Source organism: Shewanella marinintestina, from assembly GCF_023283845.1.
GTDB lineage: Bacteria > Pseudomonadota > Gammaproteobacteria > Enterobacterales > Shewanellaceae > Shewanella > Shewanella marinintestina.
This window is the reverse complement of sequence record NZ_JAKILC010000007.1, coordinates 102061-120755: the sequence shown is the minus strand read 5'-3', so window position 1 is coordinate 120755 and position 18695 is coordinate 102061. Positions and strand designations below refer to the sequence as shown.

Annotated in this window: 19 protein-coding genes; 8 read left to right on the top strand and 11 right to left on the bottom strand. The window is 43.0% G+C overall.

The window, feature by feature from the left end:
- The first annotated feature begins 28 nt into the window (after window positions 1–28).
- The 3 genes from L2747_RS09815 to L2747_RS09805 are packed head-to-tail and all read left to right on the top strand — an operon-like array spanning window position 29 to window position 2195.
- The gene (locus L2747_RS09815) at window positions 29–295 is read left to right on the top strand and encodes a hypothetical protein (protein ID WP_220780271.1); all 267 of its coding nucleotides are present in this window, start codon (window positions 29–31) and stop codon (window positions 293–295) included.
- Window positions 295–591: a hypothetical protein gene (locus L2747_RS09810; protein WP_248998856.1), complete on the top strand. Its 297-nt coding sequence runs from the start codon at window positions 295–297 to the stop codon at window positions 589–591. The genes L2747_RS09815 and L2747_RS09810 overlap by 1 nt, the downstream gene beginning before the upstream one ends.
- Window positions 588–2195 carry a PepSY-associated TM helix domain-containing protein gene (locus L2747_RS09805; RefSeq protein ID WP_248998855.1) on the top strand — a complete coding sequence of 536 codons (1608 nt, stop codon included), beginning with the start codon at window positions 588–590 and terminating at the stop codon, window positions 2193–2195. The genes L2747_RS09810 and L2747_RS09805 overlap by 4 nt, the downstream gene beginning before the upstream one ends.
- 36 nt (window positions 2196–2231) lie before the next feature.
- Here L2747_RS09805 and L2747_RS09800 read toward each other — a convergent pair whose 3' ends face one another.
- Entirely contained in the window at window positions 2232–3284 is a 1053-nt protein-coding gene (locus L2747_RS09800) for a DUF2955 domain-containing protein (protein WP_248998854.1), read from the bottom strand.
- A 46-nt stretch (window positions 3285–3330) separates the two neighbouring features.
- Window positions 3331–4398: an HlyD family secretion protein gene (locus tag L2747_RS09795; RefSeq protein ID WP_248998853.1), complete on the bottom strand. Its 1068-nt coding sequence runs from the start codon at window positions 4396–4398 to the stop codon at window positions 3331–3333.
- 100 nt (window positions 4399–4498) lie between these two features.
- Here L2747_RS09795 and L2747_RS09790 point away from each other — a divergent pair, with 100 nt between their 5' ends.
- Window positions 4499–5374: a LysR family transcriptional regulator gene (locus L2747_RS09790; RefSeq protein ID WP_248998852.1), complete on the top strand. Its 876-nt coding sequence runs from the start codon at window positions 4499–4501 to the stop codon at window positions 5372–5374.
- Between the two features lie 73 nt (window positions 5375–5447).
- Here the strand turns inward: L2747_RS09790 and L2747_RS09785 are convergent, their stop codons facing one another.
- Window positions 5448–6830, bottom strand: a complete 1383-nt coding sequence (locus tag L2747_RS09785) for a Na+/H+ antiporter NhaC family protein (RefSeq protein ID WP_248998851.1) — start codon at window positions 6828–6830, stop codon at window positions 5448–5450.
- A gap of 363 nt (window positions 6831–7193) precedes the next feature.
- The gene (locus L2747_RS09780) at window positions 7194–8123 is read right to left on the bottom strand and encodes a hypothetical protein (protein WP_248998850.1); all 930 of its coding nucleotides are present in this window, start codon (window positions 8121–8123) and stop codon (window positions 7194–7196) included.
- A 263-nt stretch (window positions 8124–8386) separates the two neighbouring features.
- On the opposite strand from L2747_RS09780, the gene L2747_RS09775 reads away from it, so the two are divergent.
- Window positions 8387–9481, top strand: coding sequence for a permease (locus tag L2747_RS09775; protein WP_248998849.1), 1095 nt, complete (start codon window positions 8387–8389; stop codon window positions 9479–9481).
- A 432-nt stretch (window positions 9482–9913) separates the two neighbouring features.
- On the top strand, window positions 9914–10123 hold the full coding sequence (locus L2747_RS09770; protein ID WP_248998848.1) for a ribosome alternative rescue factor ArfA: 210 nt from the start codon (window positions 9914–9916) through the stop codon (window positions 10121–10123).
- Between the two features lie 58 nt (window positions 10124–10181).
- Here the strand turns inward: L2747_RS09770 and L2747_RS21495 are convergent, their stop codons facing one another.
- The 5 genes from L2747_RS21495 to L2747_RS09740 all read right to left on the bottom strand — a co-directional run bounded on the left by L2747_RS21495 (window position 10182) and on the right by L2747_RS09740 (window position 14975).
- On the bottom strand, window positions 10182–10928 hold the full coding sequence (locus tag L2747_RS21495; protein ID WP_346347781.1) for a DUF3465 domain-containing protein: 747 nt from the start codon (window positions 10926–10928) through the stop codon (window positions 10182–10184).
- On the bottom strand, window positions 10925–11824 hold the full coding sequence (locus L2747_RS09755; protein ID WP_248998847.1) for a 3'-5' exonuclease: 900 nt from the start codon (window positions 11822–11824) through the stop codon (window positions 10925–10927). The genes L2747_RS21495 and L2747_RS09755 overlap by 4 nt, the downstream gene beginning before the upstream one ends.
- Window positions 11825–11854: 30 nt before the next feature.
- Window positions 11855–12442, bottom strand: coding sequence for a hypothetical protein (locus L2747_RS09750; RefSeq protein WP_248998846.1), 588 nt, complete (start codon window positions 12440–12442; stop codon window positions 11855–11857).
- A gap of 167 nt (window positions 12443–12609) precedes the next feature.
- On the bottom strand, window positions 12610–13509 hold the full coding sequence (locus tag L2747_RS09745; protein WP_248998980.1) for a pirin family protein: 900 nt from the start codon (window positions 13507–13509) through the stop codon (window positions 12610–12612).
- Window positions 13510–13646: 137 nt separating this feature from the next.
- Window positions 13647–14975, bottom strand: a complete 1329-nt coding sequence (locus tag L2747_RS09740) for a BamA/TamA family outer membrane protein (RefSeq protein WP_248998845.1) — start codon at window positions 14973–14975, stop codon at window positions 13647–13649.
- Window positions 14976–15121: 146 nt separating this feature from the next.
- Here L2747_RS09740 and L2747_RS09735 point away from each other — a divergent pair, with 146 nt between their 5' ends.
- Both L2747_RS09735 and L2747_RS09730 read left to right on the top strand, forming a co-directional pair.
- Window positions 15122–15535, top strand: coding sequence for a hypothetical protein (locus L2747_RS09735; protein ID WP_248998844.1), 414 nt, complete (start codon window positions 15122–15124; stop codon window positions 15533–15535).
- 176 nt (window positions 15536–15711) lie between these two features.
- Window positions 15712–16989, top strand: a complete 1278-nt coding sequence (locus L2747_RS09730; RefSeq protein WP_248998843.1) for a lipopolysaccharide biosynthesis protein — start codon at window positions 15712–15714, stop codon at window positions 16987–16989.
- Between the two features lie 141 nt (window positions 16990–17130).
- Here L2747_RS09730 and L2747_RS09725 read toward each other — a convergent pair whose 3' ends face one another.
- Complete coding sequence (locus L2747_RS09725; protein ID WP_248998842.1) at window positions 17131–17661, bottom strand: hypothetical protein; 531 nt, start codon at window positions 17659–17661, stop codon at window positions 17131–17133.
- A 10-nt stretch (window positions 17662–17671) separates the two neighbouring features.
- Window positions 17672–18493 carry a cytochrome c3 family protein gene (locus tag L2747_RS09720; RefSeq protein ID WP_248998841.1) on the bottom strand — a complete coding sequence of 274 codons (822 nt, stop codon included), beginning with the start codon at window positions 18491–18493 and terminating at the stop codon, window positions 17672–17674.
- Between the last annotated feature and the right edge of the window lie 202 nt (window positions 18494–18695).

Below are 18695 nucleotides of genomic sequence, written 5' to 3'. Positions count from 1 at the left end.
GAAATATTGATCACAAGAGAGGAAACAAATGGAAGGGTTTCAACTAGCCGCAGTTATTCTGACAATCATTGGTAGTGGGCTGATTTATGCCACTAGCAAACATCAGCGCTTGCTACGAAAACCTCAACCTAAGGTGCTAGCTTGGTTAGGCGCTTGCCTGCTGTTATTTGCACTATTAAGTTGGTGGCAACTACTTACCCCCACAGCCGCAATCTTTACCTGGCTATTTACAGCCATGACCTTGTTAATCGCTCTGCCGCTTTCCACCTTATTTGATAGCCGAGAAGAGTGCTAATGCCAAGTGTTCAGCAACACAAAATTCAGCCTCATTGGTGGCGCAAGAGCTTTATAGCCCTCTTTTTAGGCTTAAGCTTTGCTTACGGAAGCGTTGCCCTGTTTGCATGGTTCGGCCCAGGTGGTATCGATGCACCGGTCAAGGTGCAGTTCAATATGTGGATGATTAGCTTGATCTGGTTGCCAATTTTGGCTGGCGTATTTCTATTTCGCAGTGCTAAAAGCGCTTTTATAACCTTATTAGGTGCGAATGCACTGGTTTATTCAATTTTTGCTTTTTTGTGGTGGTTACAATGAAAATTCGCTCAGATGTATTGCGAACTTATCAATCGATTCATACTTGGACAGGGATCACCACTGGACTGCTATTATTCATCGCCTTTTTCGCCGGTGCACTCACCATGTTCAAGCCGCAAATTGAACAATGGGCAACCCCACCGCACACTCAGCTAAGACCAATCGCACTGCAAGATTACGATCAATTAATTAGCAAAGCCGTTAATCAATACGACAAGGCCGCCGATGGCTTTAAGGTCAATTTTACTGCAGATTTATCGCCACTCACATGGTTTGAGAAAGGCGGCGGACGCGGTTTTAGACTCGATGATAGTTTACGCCATGCAACATTAGATGATGACGGCAATATTACGACTCAACTAAGTACTACCAATGAGTTAGGCGAGCTTATCGATCAGCTACATCGCACCGCGGCGATCCCCGGCAAGCTTGGTCATGAAGACATTGGCGTGTTGATTTTAGGCCTAGCGGCGCTGCTTTACTTTATTGCTTTAGTATCTGGGGTCATTGTATTACTGCCAACATTAGTCAAAAGCTTATTTGCGTTACGACAACATAAAGGTGCCAACCGCTTTTGGTTAGATAGCCACAACCTCGTTGGTGTGGTTAGCTTGCCATTTCACCTCATCATAGCCTGGACTGTAGTGGTGTTTGCTTTTCATGACCCTTTTTATGGTGGGCTGCAGCAGGTTTATGGCGAGCAAGCTATGTTTGAGCCAAGAGCAAAGTCAGATATAGAGTATTCCGTCACTCAGTTACCTTCAATTAATGAGCATATCGAATGGGTTAATCAGCTTGCAAGTGATTACCAAATCAAGAGCATGGAATACGATAAGTTATCTAGCACCACGCCCTCGCTTGCAGTGGAAGTGGTTGCCAATGACCGAGTGATGCGTGGTGGCTATAGCGATTACATTTATCTAAACCCCTATACCTATAAAATTGAATTTAGCACTGTTCATCAAGCAAAAGACGGTCCATATGGCGATATCGTTAATAGCTTTTTTGCATTGCACTTTGGTAATTATGGCGGCGGATTTACCCGTTGGATTTACTTCAGCCTTGGTTTGCTAGGGGCATTTTTATTTTACAGCGGCAACCGACTTTGGCTTGAAAAGCGACGTCAAAAACAGCCCCAGCAAAAACGCTCAGTACGCTTTATGGCATCACTCACCATTGGCATCTGTTTAGGCTCTATGCTTGGGGTGAGTAGCGCAATGCTTGCGACAAAGTGGCTGTATTTGTTCAATGAGCAGATTAACCAACACTATTTAAGCTGTTACTACCTAGTTTTCTTTGCCGCGCTTATCTATAGCTTTACACGAGGGGCTGCCGTTGCAGCAATTCACCTACTCAAACTGCTGGCACTGAGCTGCCTGTTAATCCCAATAAGCTCGCTATTAACCCTATGGGTGCCGGGACTAACTTCTTGGGCGCCAGCCGACTTTAGTAGCGGATTAATTGAGCTAATGGCTTTACTGTTTGCAGGGATCTTTTACCTCGCAGCAATTAAAACCCAGCGCCGCAGTGCACAGGGAGAGCCCAATAGTATTTGGGCTATTGAGCCTAAAACAAGCAGCAAGCTAGTGATTAATGAGGTCTGATTTATCGTAAACCACTGCCGCTTATCGTGTAACCGATCAAGCGGCTAATGGCTTATGCCTGATCATCCGTACTAAAAAGTGGTGCACCAGCCATATCAATAGTGAAGTCACCACCACAGCCACAACAATAGAGCTAAAGCGATAACAGATTGAGAAAAAGGCATCTTGTTGCTCAGGCACAAAACTACTGGTTAACGGCACAGTGAGTGCAGACATTGCCGAAAAGCCAATTCCCGCTTTTATGCCACCCATCGCCAGCCAACGACAAAAAATAGCCGCAACAATAGCAAAGCCCAACAAAAACAAAATCATATTATTAGCCAAACTGTACAAGGTTAGCTGTAATATCATCCCAGCTAAACAGCCTAGAAAGGTGCCTAGTATTCTAATTTTAGCCACCGCCATAGAGCCGATAAACGTCATTGGCGCTAACACTATCAATATTGACGCTTGCGCTGATAGCGAGTCATTTAGATCGGCTACCTGAAACAAAATAAATGCCGCCATGGCAACTATCCAACCAAGCGCCGCTTGCCTGACCATGCCTAAATGATCTTTACGTTGATTGTCATTATGGGTTTTCGCTTGATTTTGGTTTGCTAAATGCGACAAAGGCTGAGTGTTGCAAGGCTCTGGAAACAGGAAAAATACCAGTGCGACAACGGGCCCTGTTAACAACGCCGATGCCACCAGCCCCATCACAAAATCTTCTAAATCAAAGCCCTGATAACTGCCATAGTTGAGCAGGATTGAGCCCATAAGTAACCCAATATAACCAAACAGATAGCTGCTTTTATGGGTCATAGCAATGCACTTACACAGCAGCATAATTGCTACCACTAGCGTCATTAACAAGGGGGACGGCTGAAAGAATCCTATGATGAAGGTCACTTGGATACAAACCCAAATAACAGCAATCACTAACTGCACTATTAAGCCGCTATTCCACCTATCAATTTGAGTTAACACAAACATAGGTAGCAATGCGGCAAACATGCCATTTGACCAACCAAACACTAAAGTGACAGCGAGTCCAAGCACAGTACCAAACCAGATCCGTTGAGTCTTTAATAAGGTTTCTTGCTGCACAACAATCTCCTTCTTCAACTAAAAATCATTAGATTAAGCAATGGATTTAATAGATATAATGCAGCAGGCTAACAATGTTAATTTGGGCTTTAGCAAGCAAGCCCCACAGCCCGTTCTCACTTGGGTATAGCACCACTGTCGCGCGGGAGCCGACAAATAGCGGCTTAGGTAGCCCTTGCTCGCTAGCAAGATTAATTCTGACTCGCTGAGCATCTCGGACCCAACGATTATTGACCTCTACCTGAGTCAATTGTCCATTTGGGCTTTGCTGCGCCGCCGCTACGCCAAAGTCTCGACTTTGCACATTAAAAGCAAACACCTCCCCCGGAAAAGCATCAAATGCCACTAACCCTTTTGACTGTTGGTTGATCTTAGCCACAGCTTTTTCTCGAAAGTCAGCCGCTACCCACAACGAATCGGTAGGAATGAAAGTCAGTAGAGGCATGTTTGCGTTGGCAGTACTGCCGACTTCAAGCTGCAGGTTAGTCACCACCCCATCACTTGGCGCAAACACTTGTGTATGAGCAAGATCCAGCTTTGCCTGCTGGAGTGCATTTTGCGCCGCACGAACCCCGTTACTCTGTCCCGGCCCACGACCAAGTTGCACCTTAAGCGCTAGCAATTCTTGCTTAGCCGCATCGAGGCTTGAACGTGAGGCATTATTATTGGCTAAGGCGTTATCTAACATAGAAACAGACACCAACTGCCGCTTAGCTAACTGACTAATACGTAAGTACTCGCTATTGGCATTATCAAACGCCGCTTTACTGATTGCCACATTGGCTTTTGCTACAGCGACTTTTGCGTACATGGCCTGCTCTTGCTCAAAAGCTTGTTCCAGTGTGAGCTGTGCTTTCTCGACAGCTAGCTGGTATTTTTGTTTATCGATGCTAAAGAGCTTATCGCCCTTACTGACCTGTTGATTATTCTCAACCTGTACAGCAAAAACCGTACCTGTGACCTCAGAAGCTAATTGAATCACATAGCCCTGCACTCTGCTTTCAGTGGTTAACGGCGCATAACGATCTGCAATTACGATATAGCCGACCAAAATAACAAAAAGAATAATGAGGCTTTGCATCCAACGACGAAAAGCATGTTCTGCGGTTTGCATGAATCAATCCAAGGTCAATCTGAGGGCTGCGTAGTATAGATATTACTAATTAGATTAAATAGAATGATAAATAGGCCGCTTACAACCTACAGGTAGGACAATGAATATTAGTATGGATGACTTACAGCTATTTGTACTGACTGTGCAGCATGGCGGGATCAGCGCAGCAGCTAAACAGCAATCCCTACAACGTTCAAAAGTCAGCAGACGCTTACAAGAGCTAGAAAAGTCATTAGGTTGCCAGCTACTAATTCGCACCACTCGTAAGATAGAGCTCACTGAAAATGGCCGTTTGCTATATCAGCAAATCAACCAGCCTTTAACGGGTGTCGCCCAAGCTGCCAAGTTACTCAGTAATCAACAAAAGTCGGTACAAGGCGTGTTAAGAGTGGCGGTACCTGCCGCACTTATTACCTCAAATATGTTCGCTCTCTTATTAGAAAAATACCTTGAGCAATTTACAGACGTACAGCTAGAGGTTCTGCATTGCCAAGAGAGCATTGATCTTAAGAGACAAAATGTCGATATTCAGATCTTACCCGATGGGGTAAAAGTGCAGAACGAGGACTATGTGCAACAAACACTGCTGCGTTTTCCCAGCAGTTTAGTTGCCTCACAGCAATACCTGCAAAGTCATCCAAGTATCACAGAGCTTAGCGATCTCGCCAATCACTCACTTATGGTTAGTCGTTATAACCAATCATCTTTGCCCGACAACTTAACACTTAGGTTGTGCTCCGATGATCTACGCTTAATTCAGCATATGGCAACAACAGCTAAAGGCGTGGCCTTATTACCGACCATCTTAGTCAAAGATGCGCTGCAATCAGGCGAGCTTGAAGCGATACTGATTAATGAAAAACTGCCAGAGATAAAGCTGACACTCATCTACCCTTCTAAGCAATTTTTGCCTGAAAAAAGCCGCGTACTAATTAAGTTACTCAGAGAGGCTTTCAGCGAGAATAATATTCGCTGATAGTAATAATAAAAGGGCCGCACTGAGATCAGTACGGCCCTTTAAAGCAATAAATTATTAAGTCTTTACAGCCTTATGCCATTAGCAAGAAGCCGACAAATGTCATACCTGCCGCAAGCAATGCGTATGGTAATTGAGTCACCGCATGGCTAACTAAGTTACAGCCAGAGCCTTGAGCGGCCAGTACCGTAGAGTCGGAGTAGAAACATGCCTGACTACCGAATGATGATGCAGACAATAACGCGCCAATCACCAATGGAATATTGGCGTCAACAGATTGCGCCAATGGCATAACAATCGGAATTGATACTGCAAAAATACCCCAGCTTGAACCCGTTGCGAATGCCAAAATCGACATACTCAAGAACACCACTGCAGGTAATAATTGCGGCGTCATAAAGGGACTTAAGCTCTCAATCACGTACTGCGGCAGCATTAATTTATCGCATACATCTTTAAAGATGAACGCGGCAATCACAGTGCCGATTGCAGGTAGCATGTTCTTAAAGCCATCAATCATCTGCTCCATCATCTCTGACAATGGCATCAGTTTTTGTAAACCGTAGTAAGGCAAAGTTACCGCTAATGTGGCAATCAACCCTTTTAGTACGTCGATATCAAAATAAACAGTAAAGCCAACTAACAACAAAATAGGCACGAAGAAGTTGTGTAATTTGCCGCCGTCATCGGCATGTTTAAACTCATCTTCAATGGCTTTTAGCGCGTACTCATCTGAAGTTTGTACTTCATCTAAATCCACTTGCTTAATTGCAGGTTCACCTTGAGCCGCGGCCAATTGCGCTTTTTTCATAGGGCCAAAAGCAGGCACTATACCTAGAATCACCAGTAATACCATGGCAACAGCAAGCCATGCGTAAAGCATATATGGAATAGCCTGCATATAAACAGCAATGCCTTGCCCTTCAGCTGCAATGCCGTTATCAACTAACAAGCCTCCAAAAAATACCGCCCATGTCGATAGAGGTACTAGCACACAAACTGGCGCCGCCGTTGAGTCCACCACATAAGCTAACATCTCACGTGAGACCTTAAACTTATCAGTTACTCGCTTCATGGTTGAACCAACCGTTAACGCATTGAGGTAGTCATCAATAAAGATAATCGCGCCTAGAATAAAGGTCATAAACAACGATGACTTTTGCCCATTGGCAAATTTTAGCGCATAACGACCAAACGCCATTGAACCGCCTGTACGCACAAGCAGAGCAATCAAGGCACCAAAGCCACCACAAACTAGAATCAACCAACCGATTGTTTCATCAGCCATCACTGACAAAGAGGTATCTGCGAAATTAGTTAGCAAATTCTTCGGGTCATACATGACCAAGCCAACTAATGCTCCGATAATCAAAGAGAGAATTGGGCGGCGTAGCACAATCGCTAACACCAATACCACCACTGGTGGTATAAGACTTAAGGCTGTCGGTTCTGACATGCGCTAATGTCCTTATAATAAAGTGCCAAAATGGCAATTAATCACCAAACTTACACAATTATTTGCGAAGTTTAATTGCTGCTCTACTGTTGAGATACCTGCCGATACCTTGAATTTTACGGGCAATATTTAGCGCCCTAGTAAAAACATCGCGCAGAAAATAATCCCCATTTGCCCCTGAGTCAATAATAAATATCCCCAATGAGTGAATTTTTATAGCCCTTGGATGAAATAAAAGCCCAAACACATGAAAACATTAACTTAAATATCATTAAACTCAACATCAAATTGTAGAAGGTTTTGACTAAAAAGCATCAAAATCTCAGCAGGAATTAATCAGCTTGGTTGATTTATGATTAACCGCTACTCGCTATCTTCCGACTTAGAAATAAAAATACGATTCAAGTCTTTACCCCACAACTGAATAATTTTGCGGTTTTTGGCTTTATTCCAAAAGCACTTTCCTAGCAGAATTATCCCAGCGCCTTCAAAATCACGCCTATCATCAAGGCCGAAACGTTGTTGTAAATCAGCTTTTATGCCTTCTATCGGGATACCTACATCTTGGCTATCTGCCGGATTGAGCCAGAGCCCTTCTTTATCGGTATGAGAAATGGTGCCCCAGTACATCCGCGGAGAACCATTATCTGTGGGTGTTGCGTCGGCAAAATTGACGAATAGATTTTTAGCGCGCCAACGATATTTTTCATCGGTATATACCCAAAGTTCTGAACTGGCGAGATCACTGCCGCGCATTAAACTATTAAGTATTTTTTCAAGCCCTTCTTTAGCAATACGCTTTTCTGGACTAGCTTGAGTTTGCTCTTCAACCTGCAACGCCGGTGCTGGTTTTAAAGCCTCTTGTTGCTCAGGCTTTAAAGCCTTAGCCTCAACGTGCTTATTTGCAGCAGGCTTATTATCAGTGACCTTAGCAACGACAGTTTTTTTAGACTTATCCGTTTGAGTATTCTCAATACTTGGCCTACGGCTAAAATCAATAATCATCGCGTCACTATCAACTAATAGCTGATTGACCTCGATTGCATGCTGCTCTTCACGCACTTTTGCGGCTGAAGGCTTAAACTCACGACAATCAGATTGATGGTAGCGAGAGCCAAAACAGGCTGCTTTACCGTCCTTTGAGGCTTTACGATAATAGGCTTTTCCTGCACAAACTGGGCACACCAATGCTTGACGATATTTTTCAATATCGAGCTCATCGAGTTTTTGGAATTTAAAAACTGAATACGTAATAGGGTTCGATTCATCGAACAAGCATATTGCGTCAAGCATGGTAACTCTCTCAATTTCATGTTTTTTTAATCATAGAGAAGATCAAAGATAACAACAAGATTGAGCATCGACTTGCTCATTTACTTATCAAGCCCCTAAACAGCCGAACCACACTTGCCAACTCAACAAAACAACATCTTCAAATTATTTCCATATTATTCGAAATAATAGTTGACAGTTTTTTTAATCGGACTATTCTCTACCCAACTTCATTATTTCGGTAATTCCGGTAATAACAAAAAGAAAATTTAGAGGTAACTATTATGACTCCTGAAATCATGGCTATGGCCAAAGATACTGCCGGAATGTTTTTATTTCTGGCGGCTGAATTAACCCTTCTATTTCTAGCGATTAGCTATATTGTAGGCATACTGCAAGAGTATATTCCGCCAGAAAAGATTCAGTCGATACTGAGTTCAAAAAAGGGCAAAGGCTATATCATTGCAGCATTACTGGGCTCCATTACGCCATTTTGTTCTTGCTCGACCATTCCCTTCTTAAAAGGTCTATTAAGAGCAAAAGCAGGTTTTGGTCCTATGATGGTGTTCTTGTTCTCAAGCCCACTATTAAACCCAATTATTATCGGTCTATTTATCGTGACCTTTGGCTTTAAAGTCGCGCTATTTTACTTTGTTGTCGCTATGGCTGTATCTGTAACTGCGGGTTACGTGCTTGAAAAACTTGGTTTTGAGCGTTATGTAAAACCTGAAGCTTATGAAGCTGCAGAACCGTCAAGCTGCAACACAAGCTGCGGTGATACACCAAAAGTAGAAACTAAAGCTGAAACCAGTTGTTGTGCTGCACCTAAACAAGACACCAAGCTAGAAGCTGCACCTGTAGCTGCTGCCACAAGTTGTTGTGCCGCACCTACCGCAGCGACAAGCTGCAACGCACCAAAAGTTGAAGCCACTACAAGTTGCTGTGATTCAAGCCCTGTAGTGAAAGAGGATAGCCGCTGGATGCGAGTATGGCGCTCAACCTGGAAAGACTTTAAACAAGTACTGCCTTACTTAATGATTGGTATTTTACTTGGCTCATTCATCTACGGATTTATTCCTACAGATTTGATTGCGAAGTACGCTGGTGAAGGCACTTGGTATGCCATTCCAATTGCTGCTGTGATTGGTATCCCACTCTACATTCGTGCAGAGGCTGTGATCCCTTTAAGTTCAGCATTAGTGGCTAAAGGTATGGCGTTAGGCTCTGTAATGGCATTGATTATTGGTAGTGCGGGTGCAAGTTTAACTGAAGTTATTTTGCTAAAATCTATCTTTAAGAATCAAATGATAGCGGCATTTTTAGCAGTTATTTTAGGTATGGCAATCGCTGCTGGTTACCTATATACGCTAATATTTTAATCTCATCAAAGCATCAACTACAGCAAGAAAACGCTGAAAAATGATGCAACAAATTGCTAGTTGCCCGATAAAAACGGCGTATAATCACACTACCTTAATAACGTGATAAGCAACGATTATTAATACCAATCAGTATAAACATTTAGTCACTCAGCGAGAGTTTAGCGGTTTTGAGGCAAGGCGAAGAGCATAGTTGTTCTACGTTCAAGTTCGTTAACACAGCATTAGAATCGCTAAAACTCGCCAGTCTGGAACGTTTTTGGCTGCCTACTTCTGCGTTGAATACCTTTATAAGGGAATAACCATTATTGCAGCTATTCGCCTTGAATTAGTTTGCCAAAAATCGTTCTGAGTTGAGCAAATTCTTATACTGATTGGTATAAGGTGGTGCTTTTTTATTTTAATTGAAGCAATTTACACAAGGAGATATTGATGGCTAAACATCAAACTAATACGGCGATTGAGCATGAAAGTGGTCGCGGCGTAATAAAAGATAACGCTTTAAAGGCTATTGTTACCAGTTCACTATTTAGAACCCGAACTGAAAAGCCCAAAAAAGGCAAAGGGTCTTACAACCGCAAACAACAAAAGGGGCAAAAGCTGAAGGGCTTTGCCCCTTTTGACTATCTGGCATTTAACTAATACATCTGCTTTCAACGCCTCGTTATTACCCCAGTAAACCCAGTGTTATCAATTAGCCTTATTGATAGGTAAGTCCATTATGCTTTAACCAACCACCAATATGCTTACCTCTAGGGTCATGGTGGGTCCAGTGCACCACTCCACCACGCTTATTCCATTCATATTCACCGTAAAACTCCACAGCATCGCCATCTTGTAAATTAGGGATCCGCGGCGCTAAATCGATATTATGAGCAATGAGCACCGTCTGCCCATGGGGTAACCGTAAAATGAATCGTTGATGACGGCTGCCTTTGTTATCATCAGGAAGCACTTTGCTGACAACACCTGAGGCTTGTACTTGAATATCGCTCTTCTGCTGCGTAAATGCTAGCTTGAGCTCCTCACTCCCCATGCTGCCGATAGGACCTGATGTAGCAACGATGCTTAAATTAGCACTTGCAGCAACCGCACGATTATAGACAAAACTTGCAACCGTTAACGCCACCAGCATAATCACGATGCGCATTAATACGCCTTTAATGATCTTGTTGTGCTGTACCCCATCCGCTTGTTGCTTAGTGGGCTGCGTATCGAGTATATCTAAGCCTTCAATTTTTGCTTGTACTGCTTTTTGCTTACCCTGCTCTAAACTCTCTATTTGAAAGCTTATATTGTCGCCAACTAATGGGCGACGAGCAGCACCTGCAAGTGCCGATATATGAATGAACACCTCTTTACGCGGGCCATCCATATTGCTTTGCAGTGCAATAAAACCAAAGCCTTTTGTATCGTTCCATCTTACTAATTGGCCTTTGTAATTCATTTAGTGACTTCCTTTTCAACCATGTTTAGCTCAAGTAAACGCTGCAACAGAGACTTAGGCCATAATTCACTATAATCAACAATCTGAGCGAGAGTTCCGTGTAAAATATCCAGAGCAACAAAAGCATCAGCTGCAGCATATTGTAGCTGTAACTCACTTAGCGGCTCCGATAATGGTTTCGCCCAATTTGATAAGGTGACCTTTTTGCTTTTAGGCACTTTTAACCGCAAAACTGTTGCCGTCATTTGTTGCGTTCCCAACTGCTTAGGTGCGCCGAGTTGATTCATCAGCCAGTTGAGATCCAAAATTGCCGACATCGCAATGTTAAAATCTCGCTTAATTGCATTAATATCACTTCTAAGCCCGATACCGACTTTCAAAGTCTGTTCATTACTTAAAACCGGCGCCAGCGCTGCGCTAAACGCCGCTATATTTTCTGCCTGCATACGAAACAAGTAACAATGCGTCACCGTAGCAATTTGGATCAATGAAATAGGGTTAGTATTACGACGTCCCTTTTCAAAAGTGGCTGCAGTTTCAGTATCAAAGCCGATCCAAGCTTGCCCATTAATATCAGCGATAGCGCTTGGCAGCGAATCAAGCGTTACCACTGTTATCTGCCGTGGTTGGCCATTAAACTTAGGCGATACATGTTGGATCTGCTCAACATTAAAGTCTGCTAGCTTTGACAAATGGCGGTCATCAATACGTGTAATTAAAGCCGTTCGCAATTGCAGCCAATCAAGTTTTTGCTTATTTTCAGCCGTTGTTATTTCGCTAAAAAATGCGGTTTCAGCAGCCTGCATCGCTTTAAAAAATGCCTCGGCATCTTTACCTAGTTCACGATAAATAACCGCCGACTTATCGGCGCTTAGGCCAAAATTAAATAAACTCATGCTGTAACCCTTTTTTCAATCTCATGCCTTTTACTGTGTTACCCACATCAAGCCTAGATCTTTATCTATCGCTTTGGCTAGATTCAGCTTAAATCGCTCAAATCCTTGGCAAAGCTGTTGGTACTCTGGCTCTAGAGGTAAGTAATCAGGGTTATGAATATCCAGCCAAGCATCAAACCTCTTGCGTACCGTTTGCTCATTCAGCACTGACAACAATACTTGTAAAGCGGGTAATTGCTGGCTTTGAAACGCAAAAGACTCGCTCTCGCTATCCATCTTTATCGCGTCATGATTATGAATATCAAGCCAAGTTTGGAACAAACTGCCGGCGCCTTTAACCCGTTCTTCCGTGTCATTTAAAATATAATGATAAAGGTCGACGTTACGATGATCTGCTGTGGGGCCTATCATAACCACAGCTGTGCATGGCCAATCGCTAGGCAAAGTTTGCCCCCCTTTGCTACCAAGCAACTGAAGCACCTTATTTAGCAAAGTTTGCTTTGCAGGCTCCCATTCAGGCAGTTCCCCTTGTAAATATGCATCAAGGGTTTGCGGATGAGCTTTCAAAAAACAAATGTGTTCATTCGGCAATGAAAACATATTTAAGCATAACGCCATTAACTCTCCTCAGAGATTATATCAACTGCCTAGCCTAATGCTGACTGTTATAAACAAGTACAAATACTCGTAAATTCTTACGTATTTTATCTGTCGGATAGTAAGGCTTAGCCAATAAAAATGCGAGCTTACTCGCTCGCATTTTTCGTTAGATTAGTATTGAGCTATCACTGTTCAATATTACCAAAGCGTCCCATTTGGTAATCCTCTATAGCCTGACGGATCTCAGCTTGGCTATTCATTACAAACGGTCCCATATGCACAACTGCCTCATTTATCGGTTCGCCAACCAGTAATAGCACTCCAGCCCCCTCGCCTCCAGCTTGTAGCGGCATGATTTCCTGACTATCGAGTACCAATATTTGTCCTGCTTGATACGACTCAGAGAAACTGGCAACTTGTAAGCCCTCCCGCAGAGAACCACTATAAATATAGATCCCCACAAATCGTTTTTGCAGCTCACATCCATCATCAGTATTCAGTTGATTAACACTAAGACTGATATCTGCCTTAGCATTGGCAGCAAACGTTAAGTCGGCAATTTTAGCCTTCCCCGCTAGCTCAGATAATGGTGAATTTAAGTACTTACCGGCAAAATTCCAACTGCCTGCTAGCGCCTTAAAATGTATGCCATCTAGATTTGTTTGAGGCAGTACAATATCACCGCTATCTTGATAGCGCGCCGGACGCATTTTGTCTTTTGCTGGCATATTTAACCAAATTTGAAAGCCATGCAGTCCGTCTTGACTATCGGCTAACGGCATTTCAGAGTGGACGACCCCGCTCCCGGTACTCATCCACTGCACATCACCGCCCCGTATCGCTTTAACATTTCCTAGTTGATCTCTATGTTCAAAGCCGCCTTTTAGAATATAGGTAAAAGTTTCAATTCCACGGTGCGGATGTGCAGGGAAGCCACCAATAAAGTCTGACTCATCATCTGATTTAATCTCATCAATCATTAAGAATGGATCAAACCCTAGCTTGGTAAAATCCGCAACGCGCCGAATATTGACTCCGTCACCATCCATAGCTTTATGTGCCTGATGTGTTGATAGTAGTTTCATCATGTGTGCCTAATTCGTTATCAATACACCTAGAATAACGACTATTAATTAGAATAAATAACGCATAATTGTACGATTACTAATCTAAAAAATAAGACTATCGATCATAAGAAGCCAACCACTATTAGATAAGGCGACTAGAAAGGATGGTCAACCATAACCCAAGCATTGGTTGACTCTTGTGAGTGAGCAATATCAAATCGAATAACAATCCCCGCGGTCAATGCTCTTAATGACACGCCATAATCAAACTTTAAATCCGACAACAGCTCACTGGCAGTATACTCTGGCGCAACTCGCCCAGCTTCAGCAAACCCGACTAATTGAAACCAATCGAGGCGCAGAAATCGTAGCCAATGAATATCTTCAACAGGGTTATTCTTTAGGGTGTAACGATATTCTGCCGCGGTGTATATTGATGCCTTGTCGTGAAAACGGTTTTGATCAAAACCACGCATCCGATAAAAGCCACCTAAGGTCGCACCTTCATTATACGGTGCGTTGTTAATGACTCGGCGCCCTCCTTGATCATCAAACTCTAACTCCCAAGATGGTGAATATCCGGTCCAAAAATTTAACGCTAATATACGCTGACTTGCCCAGTCAGAAGGGCCGAATGAAAAATATTTACTCATATCAAGATTAATAAAAGTCCATTGATTATCTGAATCTAACCAAGATATATCCCTTGATACCGAAAGATATTGGCTGCTGCCATAACTTGGGTTCACCGAAAAGTCGGTATTGTCGTATAAGATCCCAAGCTCTATCGCATGAATGCTGCCTTCTAAAGTCTGCGGCTCAAATTCAAAACTTTGATAGCGATTAAACTGACGCAGCACCATGACAGTCGAGCCCGTTGTTAACGGATCCCATTGTTTACCACCACTTGGTTCTGACACTAATAAGCCACCAGCCAATTTATACTCGACTCGACCTTTGTCTTTTGTTGCCCCCATAGGCAGCGCGTACTCAAGTTTGATATCAAGCCAGTTAGAAGAACCATGAGCCTCTAAAAATTGCTGATTACTCGAACTATTACTTCCGGGCAGCGCTACGCCCGCAGGAATAAACTCAGCTGAACCACCCGCATAGGCTCTCTGATCAGGGTAATAGCCTAAAAATCCGACCGCACTTAAAAAGAAGCGCTCCGTCTTTGGTAATTTAAAGTTCCAAACACCAAGTCCTGCACCTTGGCTTACCTCGCCACCAAACACAGTGCCTCCAATGGTCATTTGATCTTGAAAATAGCCACTTAGCATACCGCCAACCCCTAAGTTTAGCCCCATAGAGTCAGTGCTAAACAGGTAAGGCAAAATCAATTTCTCTTTTACATTGTTAGGTGTTTCCGCTCTATCAATTGTAGTTTTAACATTAGCAGCCGGGGCCGCCATGGCAGAATAGGCCGATATTAAATAGAAACAGGCCAAGCTCATTTGGACTTTAATAGCTTTCATTTTTAGCATTTACACTCCTTGACGATGCTACAGGCTTGGTACTGAAATAATTTCGCCTCACGGTGAACATAAACTTACAGTTATAGGGTCTATGCTTAGAGTCACATAGTTACTCGCATCATTAAACCGATAATAAAATAACAGGACTAAAAAATATGACTCGAGCATTAGAACGTTTCCAAATAGGACTTTTCGCCTCACTTGGCTTTGCCTTACTCTTGTTAACTCCACTACAAAATGCATCTGCTCAGGCAAGCGGCGAGCATAATGGCCAAGTCAAAATGCAAGCAGGCCAAGCGATGGCTTGGCAAGGATCAACCCAACAATGGTTAACTCTAGATGACTTTTGGCAAATATGGGCAAACAGTCGCGGTGGAATAACTTGGGGCAAGAGCCAGACCTATCCGCCCTATGACCAAGTACAAGAACAGGATACTTTCTTAGTCGAGATTGGGGACGGCAGCTGCATGATGGAGTTTTGGCATGGCCGCTGGCGTCGCGCAAATGACGTTAGGCGCTGGGATGATGCCTTTAACGACTACTCGGCCTGCCCACGTGTATTTGATTAGCCATTCAACTAGGTTGTAAACCTAGAATAAGTATCGATAGTACCTTCTTTGGCTATCGATACTTTACAATTGTCACTTCACAGCTTTACACATTTGCTATAGCGCATCGTCTATTAATGGTTAATATTTGGGTCCATTAAACGTACTGCCTTCTATACATTGAGTAACGCCATATCATGACAGAGTCTTCTTTTCAGCGGGTTAAAAATGCTTTTGTTAGCGCGATTTGGGCAACCTTCGCCAGCATGTCTTTGGGATTAGCATTTAAAATTTGGTTGGCGCAATGGGTTGATAAAAGCGATCTTGCTCTTTACCACACAGTGGTCGATATTATTTCTATGTCACTGATTTTATTAAGTGGCTTTCGTGCATCTATGGTGGTGAGTTTTTCCCAAACGAAAAATGATGCCGACATTACTAATATCTTTCGCTATTCATTAATCACCATGGTGCTTTTTACGTGGGGATTAGTTCTACCCTACATAAAACATCAGCTTAATATTGATGTTGAATACATTCAATTAGTCGGTGTGATTCTTGGCATGGGCTTTAAAGTCTATTTTACTAACCAGATAGGCATGTACCGGCTCTACGATATCGCCAATAAAGCGATCTGGATAGAACCCTTAGTACAAGTATTATTGTTTTTAGTTTGCTTTTACCTTTTCGGCCAAACTGCGGTTGCATCGCTATTCTTCAGCTTGATGCTATCTAACTTTGCAGTGGCAACTTATATGTTTATCCAACGTAGAAAGCTTATCGCCACTACACCGCTAGCACCGGTACAGCTCGATGAAAAAATGAAGAGCTTTGTCAAAAAGAGCATGATGTCATCATTGGAAGTCGGCGCGAGTATTTTAATGATTTATGCAGCGGTACTGCTTACCATCGGCTATTTCACTATCGATGAGTTAGGTGATTTTCAGGTGGTTGTACGTCCAGTACTCGCTTATTTCACTATGCTTTTTGTGTTCCCAGTATATCGTTATATATTGCCTGAAATAGCCCAATGCTTACGCCATGAACAGCACCAAGAAATCGCCTTAATTCGCCGCTGGTTCTTTAAATTAAGTTTGGCTATCAGCGCCAGTTTATTATTGGTATTAGTTCTATTTAGTGATGAAATTGTCGGATTTATTTTCCCGCAAACTTACGCTAAAGCGGCGCCAGTGTTACTACACTTCTCGCTGTTTTTCGGCTTTATGATGCTCAATGCATTTCAAGTGGCGTATATCAAGGCCCATGGATTATTTTTACAAAGCTTAATGATCCGCCTGCTTGGTGTCGCGACACTGTTAAGTATGTTTTATCTACTCAGACTATTTACAGATAATGTGGTTGCAGTCATTTTAGCGCTAGGGTTTGGTTACTTAGTAATGTTTATAGCTTCAAGTATTATCGAACGTAAGCTGTTAAAACAACACAGTTTCGATGAAGCTAACGCAGCACATTAAAACTAAGTAAAAATAGCCGTAACCTAGAGGAGAGTTACGGCTTTAAACTATCAAGATATAAGTATTGAACTAAGGCGCTTATTGCAGGCATTCAATCAAGGGGATGAAATAAAGGGAAGCGAACTCCCCTTTTAGATGACATTATTCTTCAGCTTCAATAAGCTCAATTTCATTACTCGCCAGCGCGCCATGGATCTGAATTGCCACTTTATACAGCGCCAACGCGCCAGCTGCTGCTTGAGAGTCTAAATCTAAGTCCGTCGCCTCAAACGTGTATTGCCCTTTGATTGCAGTTTCAGTCAACACGCCAACACACTCTTCATCTGCACTGGAGTCACACTTATAGCTCTGAGTAACATGCCAACGCTTCCAAGCTTTTGCATTCGTTGACGGTGAGCTTGGATCTGGATAACCAAAGTAATATATATCGTAATCAGTCGCCTTGGAGATAGATTTTTCATCTGCATCTTGCAAACTAAAGGTTAACGCTCCTGTAGCCGCATCAAAACTGGCCAGCTTCATTACAATCGCACTAGCTTCATCGATATCAATGGCATCATCTGCTGGTGGCGGCACAACAACAGGGGGCTCAGTAACATCATCGTTGTCGCTTCCACAGCCAACTAAAAGGATTGAGCTTGCCAAGAGGGCGCTCAGTAATTTGACCTTCATAGCTTACTCCTTAGTTAAAGTGACCAGTATGGCAAGTAGTACATTCCATATCTGTTTTCACACTTGCAGCTGGGCCCATAGTCTCGGTGACACCATGGCAAGATTGACACGCTTGTGCGTCTTCAGATGGCTTAGTTTCAGGTAGAAGCGATAAACCTTCACCACTATAGGCACGGTTGAGTAGCTCTACAATGTGATACGCCATGCTGGCTGATAAACGCTTACAGCGCTCACCTTTCTCTTTAAATACTTTGCCCGACGCTGCCGACCAGTTACTAATAGAGGAATGGCATAGAGGGCTATTCGCGACCGAGGTACTACCAACTTCTATACTCTTCTCCGCAGTTGAACCAATCCCAGCGACAAACTCATCAGATGAAAGCGGCAGATCTTCAGTTTCGTAATAGCGGAATGAGCCACCGATCACCGCATCATTTTGACCATTAATATCATCTAAAATGTTGATCAACATGCCAGCAGCATTCAAGTTACCGCAAATGGTGCCCTGGCCAACAATACCAGCCCAACCATAACCCGCTAAGGCTGTAGGAATAGTGGCAAACTTTTCCGCATCCATACTGCTAGACTGAGCTAGCATAGTAATAATTGAGTGAAATACTTGATGCATACAGCCACCGCCAGTTTCATAAGCTAGCTTTGCGGTCGCCATTGCATCAAGTGGCACGTACTTAAGCTTTTCTCCCATCTCTAAGCGATAATTGCCGTCCGCATCAGTAGCTGCAAAAGCAGAGGTTCCAACTAATGCTGCGCCAGCTGCTGCAGTGCTTAATCCGATAATTTTAGTTAGTGCCTGACGTCTATCAATACTCATAATAATCACCCCATATCCATCATCATTTTATTTTGCTTATAAGCCCTAAGGCTTATTACGGTTAGTAAACGAGTTCAAATTTTGGATAACGACTCGATGGGTTAACTTTAAGAAATGGAAAAATTAAAAGTGTGATTTGAGGCCGATGAAGCTAGAGCAAGAAGATTTCTAAATTTAGGTATTAAAAAACCTGACAACCAGG

Excerpts from the sequence above, each read along its gene's own strand:
- L2747_RS09815 (WP_220780271.1), top strand. The coding sequence starts at position 29 with ATGGAAGGGTTTCAACTAGCCGCAGTTATTCTGACAATCATTGGTAGT.
- L2747_RS09750 (WP_248998846.1), bottom strand. The coding sequence starts at position 12,442 with ATGGCGTTATGCTTAAATATGTTTTCATTGCCGAATGAACACATTTGT.
- L2747_RS09795 (WP_248998853.1), bottom strand. The coding sequence starts at position 4,398 with ATGCAAACCGCAGAACATGCTTTTCGTCGTTGGATGCAAAGCCTCATT.
- L2747_RS09730 (WP_248998843.1), top strand. The coding sequence starts at position 15,712 with ATGACAGAGTCTTCTTTTCAGCGGGTTAAAAATGCTTTTGTTAGCGCG.
- L2747_RS21495 (WP_346347781.1), bottom strand. The coding sequence starts at position 10,928 with ATGAATTACAAAGGCCAATTAGTAAGATGGAACGATACAAAAGGCTTT.
- L2747_RS09790 (WP_248998852.1), top strand. The coding sequence starts at position 4,499 with ATGAATATTAGTATGGATGACTTACAGCTATTTGTACTGACTGTGCAG.
- L2747_RS09725 (WP_248998842.1), bottom strand. The coding sequence starts at position 17,661 with ATGAAGGTCAAATTACTGAGCGCCCTCTTGGCAAGCTCAATCCTTTTA.
- L2747_RS09735 (WP_248998844.1), top strand. The coding sequence starts at position 15,122 with ATGACTCGAGCATTAGAACGTTTCCAAATAGGACTTTTCGCCTCACTT.
- L2747_RS09740 (WP_248998845.1), bottom strand. The coding sequence starts at position 14,975 with ATGCTAAAAATGAAAGCTATTAAAGTCCAAATGAGCTTGGCCTGTTTC.
- L2747_RS09775 (WP_248998849.1), top strand. The coding sequence starts at position 8,387 with ATGACTCCTGAAATCATGGCTATGGCCAAAGATACTGCCGGAATGTTT.
- L2747_RS09770 (WP_248998848.1), top strand. The coding sequence starts at position 9,914 with ATGGCTAAACATCAAACTAATACGGCGATTGAGCATGAAAGTGGTCGC.
- L2747_RS09755 (WP_248998847.1), bottom strand. The coding sequence starts at position 11,824 with ATGAGTTTATTTAATTTTGGCCTAAGCGCCGATAAGTCGGCGGTTATT.
- L2747_RS09805 (WP_248998855.1), top strand. The coding sequence starts at position 588 with ATGAAAATTCGCTCAGATGTATTGCGAACTTATCAATCGATTCATACT.
- L2747_RS09780 (WP_248998850.1), bottom strand. The coding sequence starts at position 8,123 with ATGCTTGACGCAATATGCTTGTTCGATGAATCGAACCCTATTACGTAT.
- L2747_RS09810 (WP_248998856.1), top strand. The coding sequence starts at position 295 with ATGCCAAGTGTTCAGCAACACAAAATTCAGCCTCATTGGTGGCGCAAG.
- L2747_RS09720 (WP_248998841.1), bottom strand. The coding sequence starts at position 18,493 with ATGAGTATTGATAGACGTCAGGCACTAACTAAAATTATCGGATTAAGC.
- L2747_RS09745 (WP_248998980.1), bottom strand. The coding sequence starts at position 13,509 with ATGAAACTACTATCAACACATCAGGCACATAAAGCTATGGATGGTGAC.
- L2747_RS09785 (WP_248998851.1), bottom strand. The coding sequence starts at position 6,830 with ATGTCAGAACCGACAGCCTTAAGTCTTATACCACCAGTGGTGGTATTG.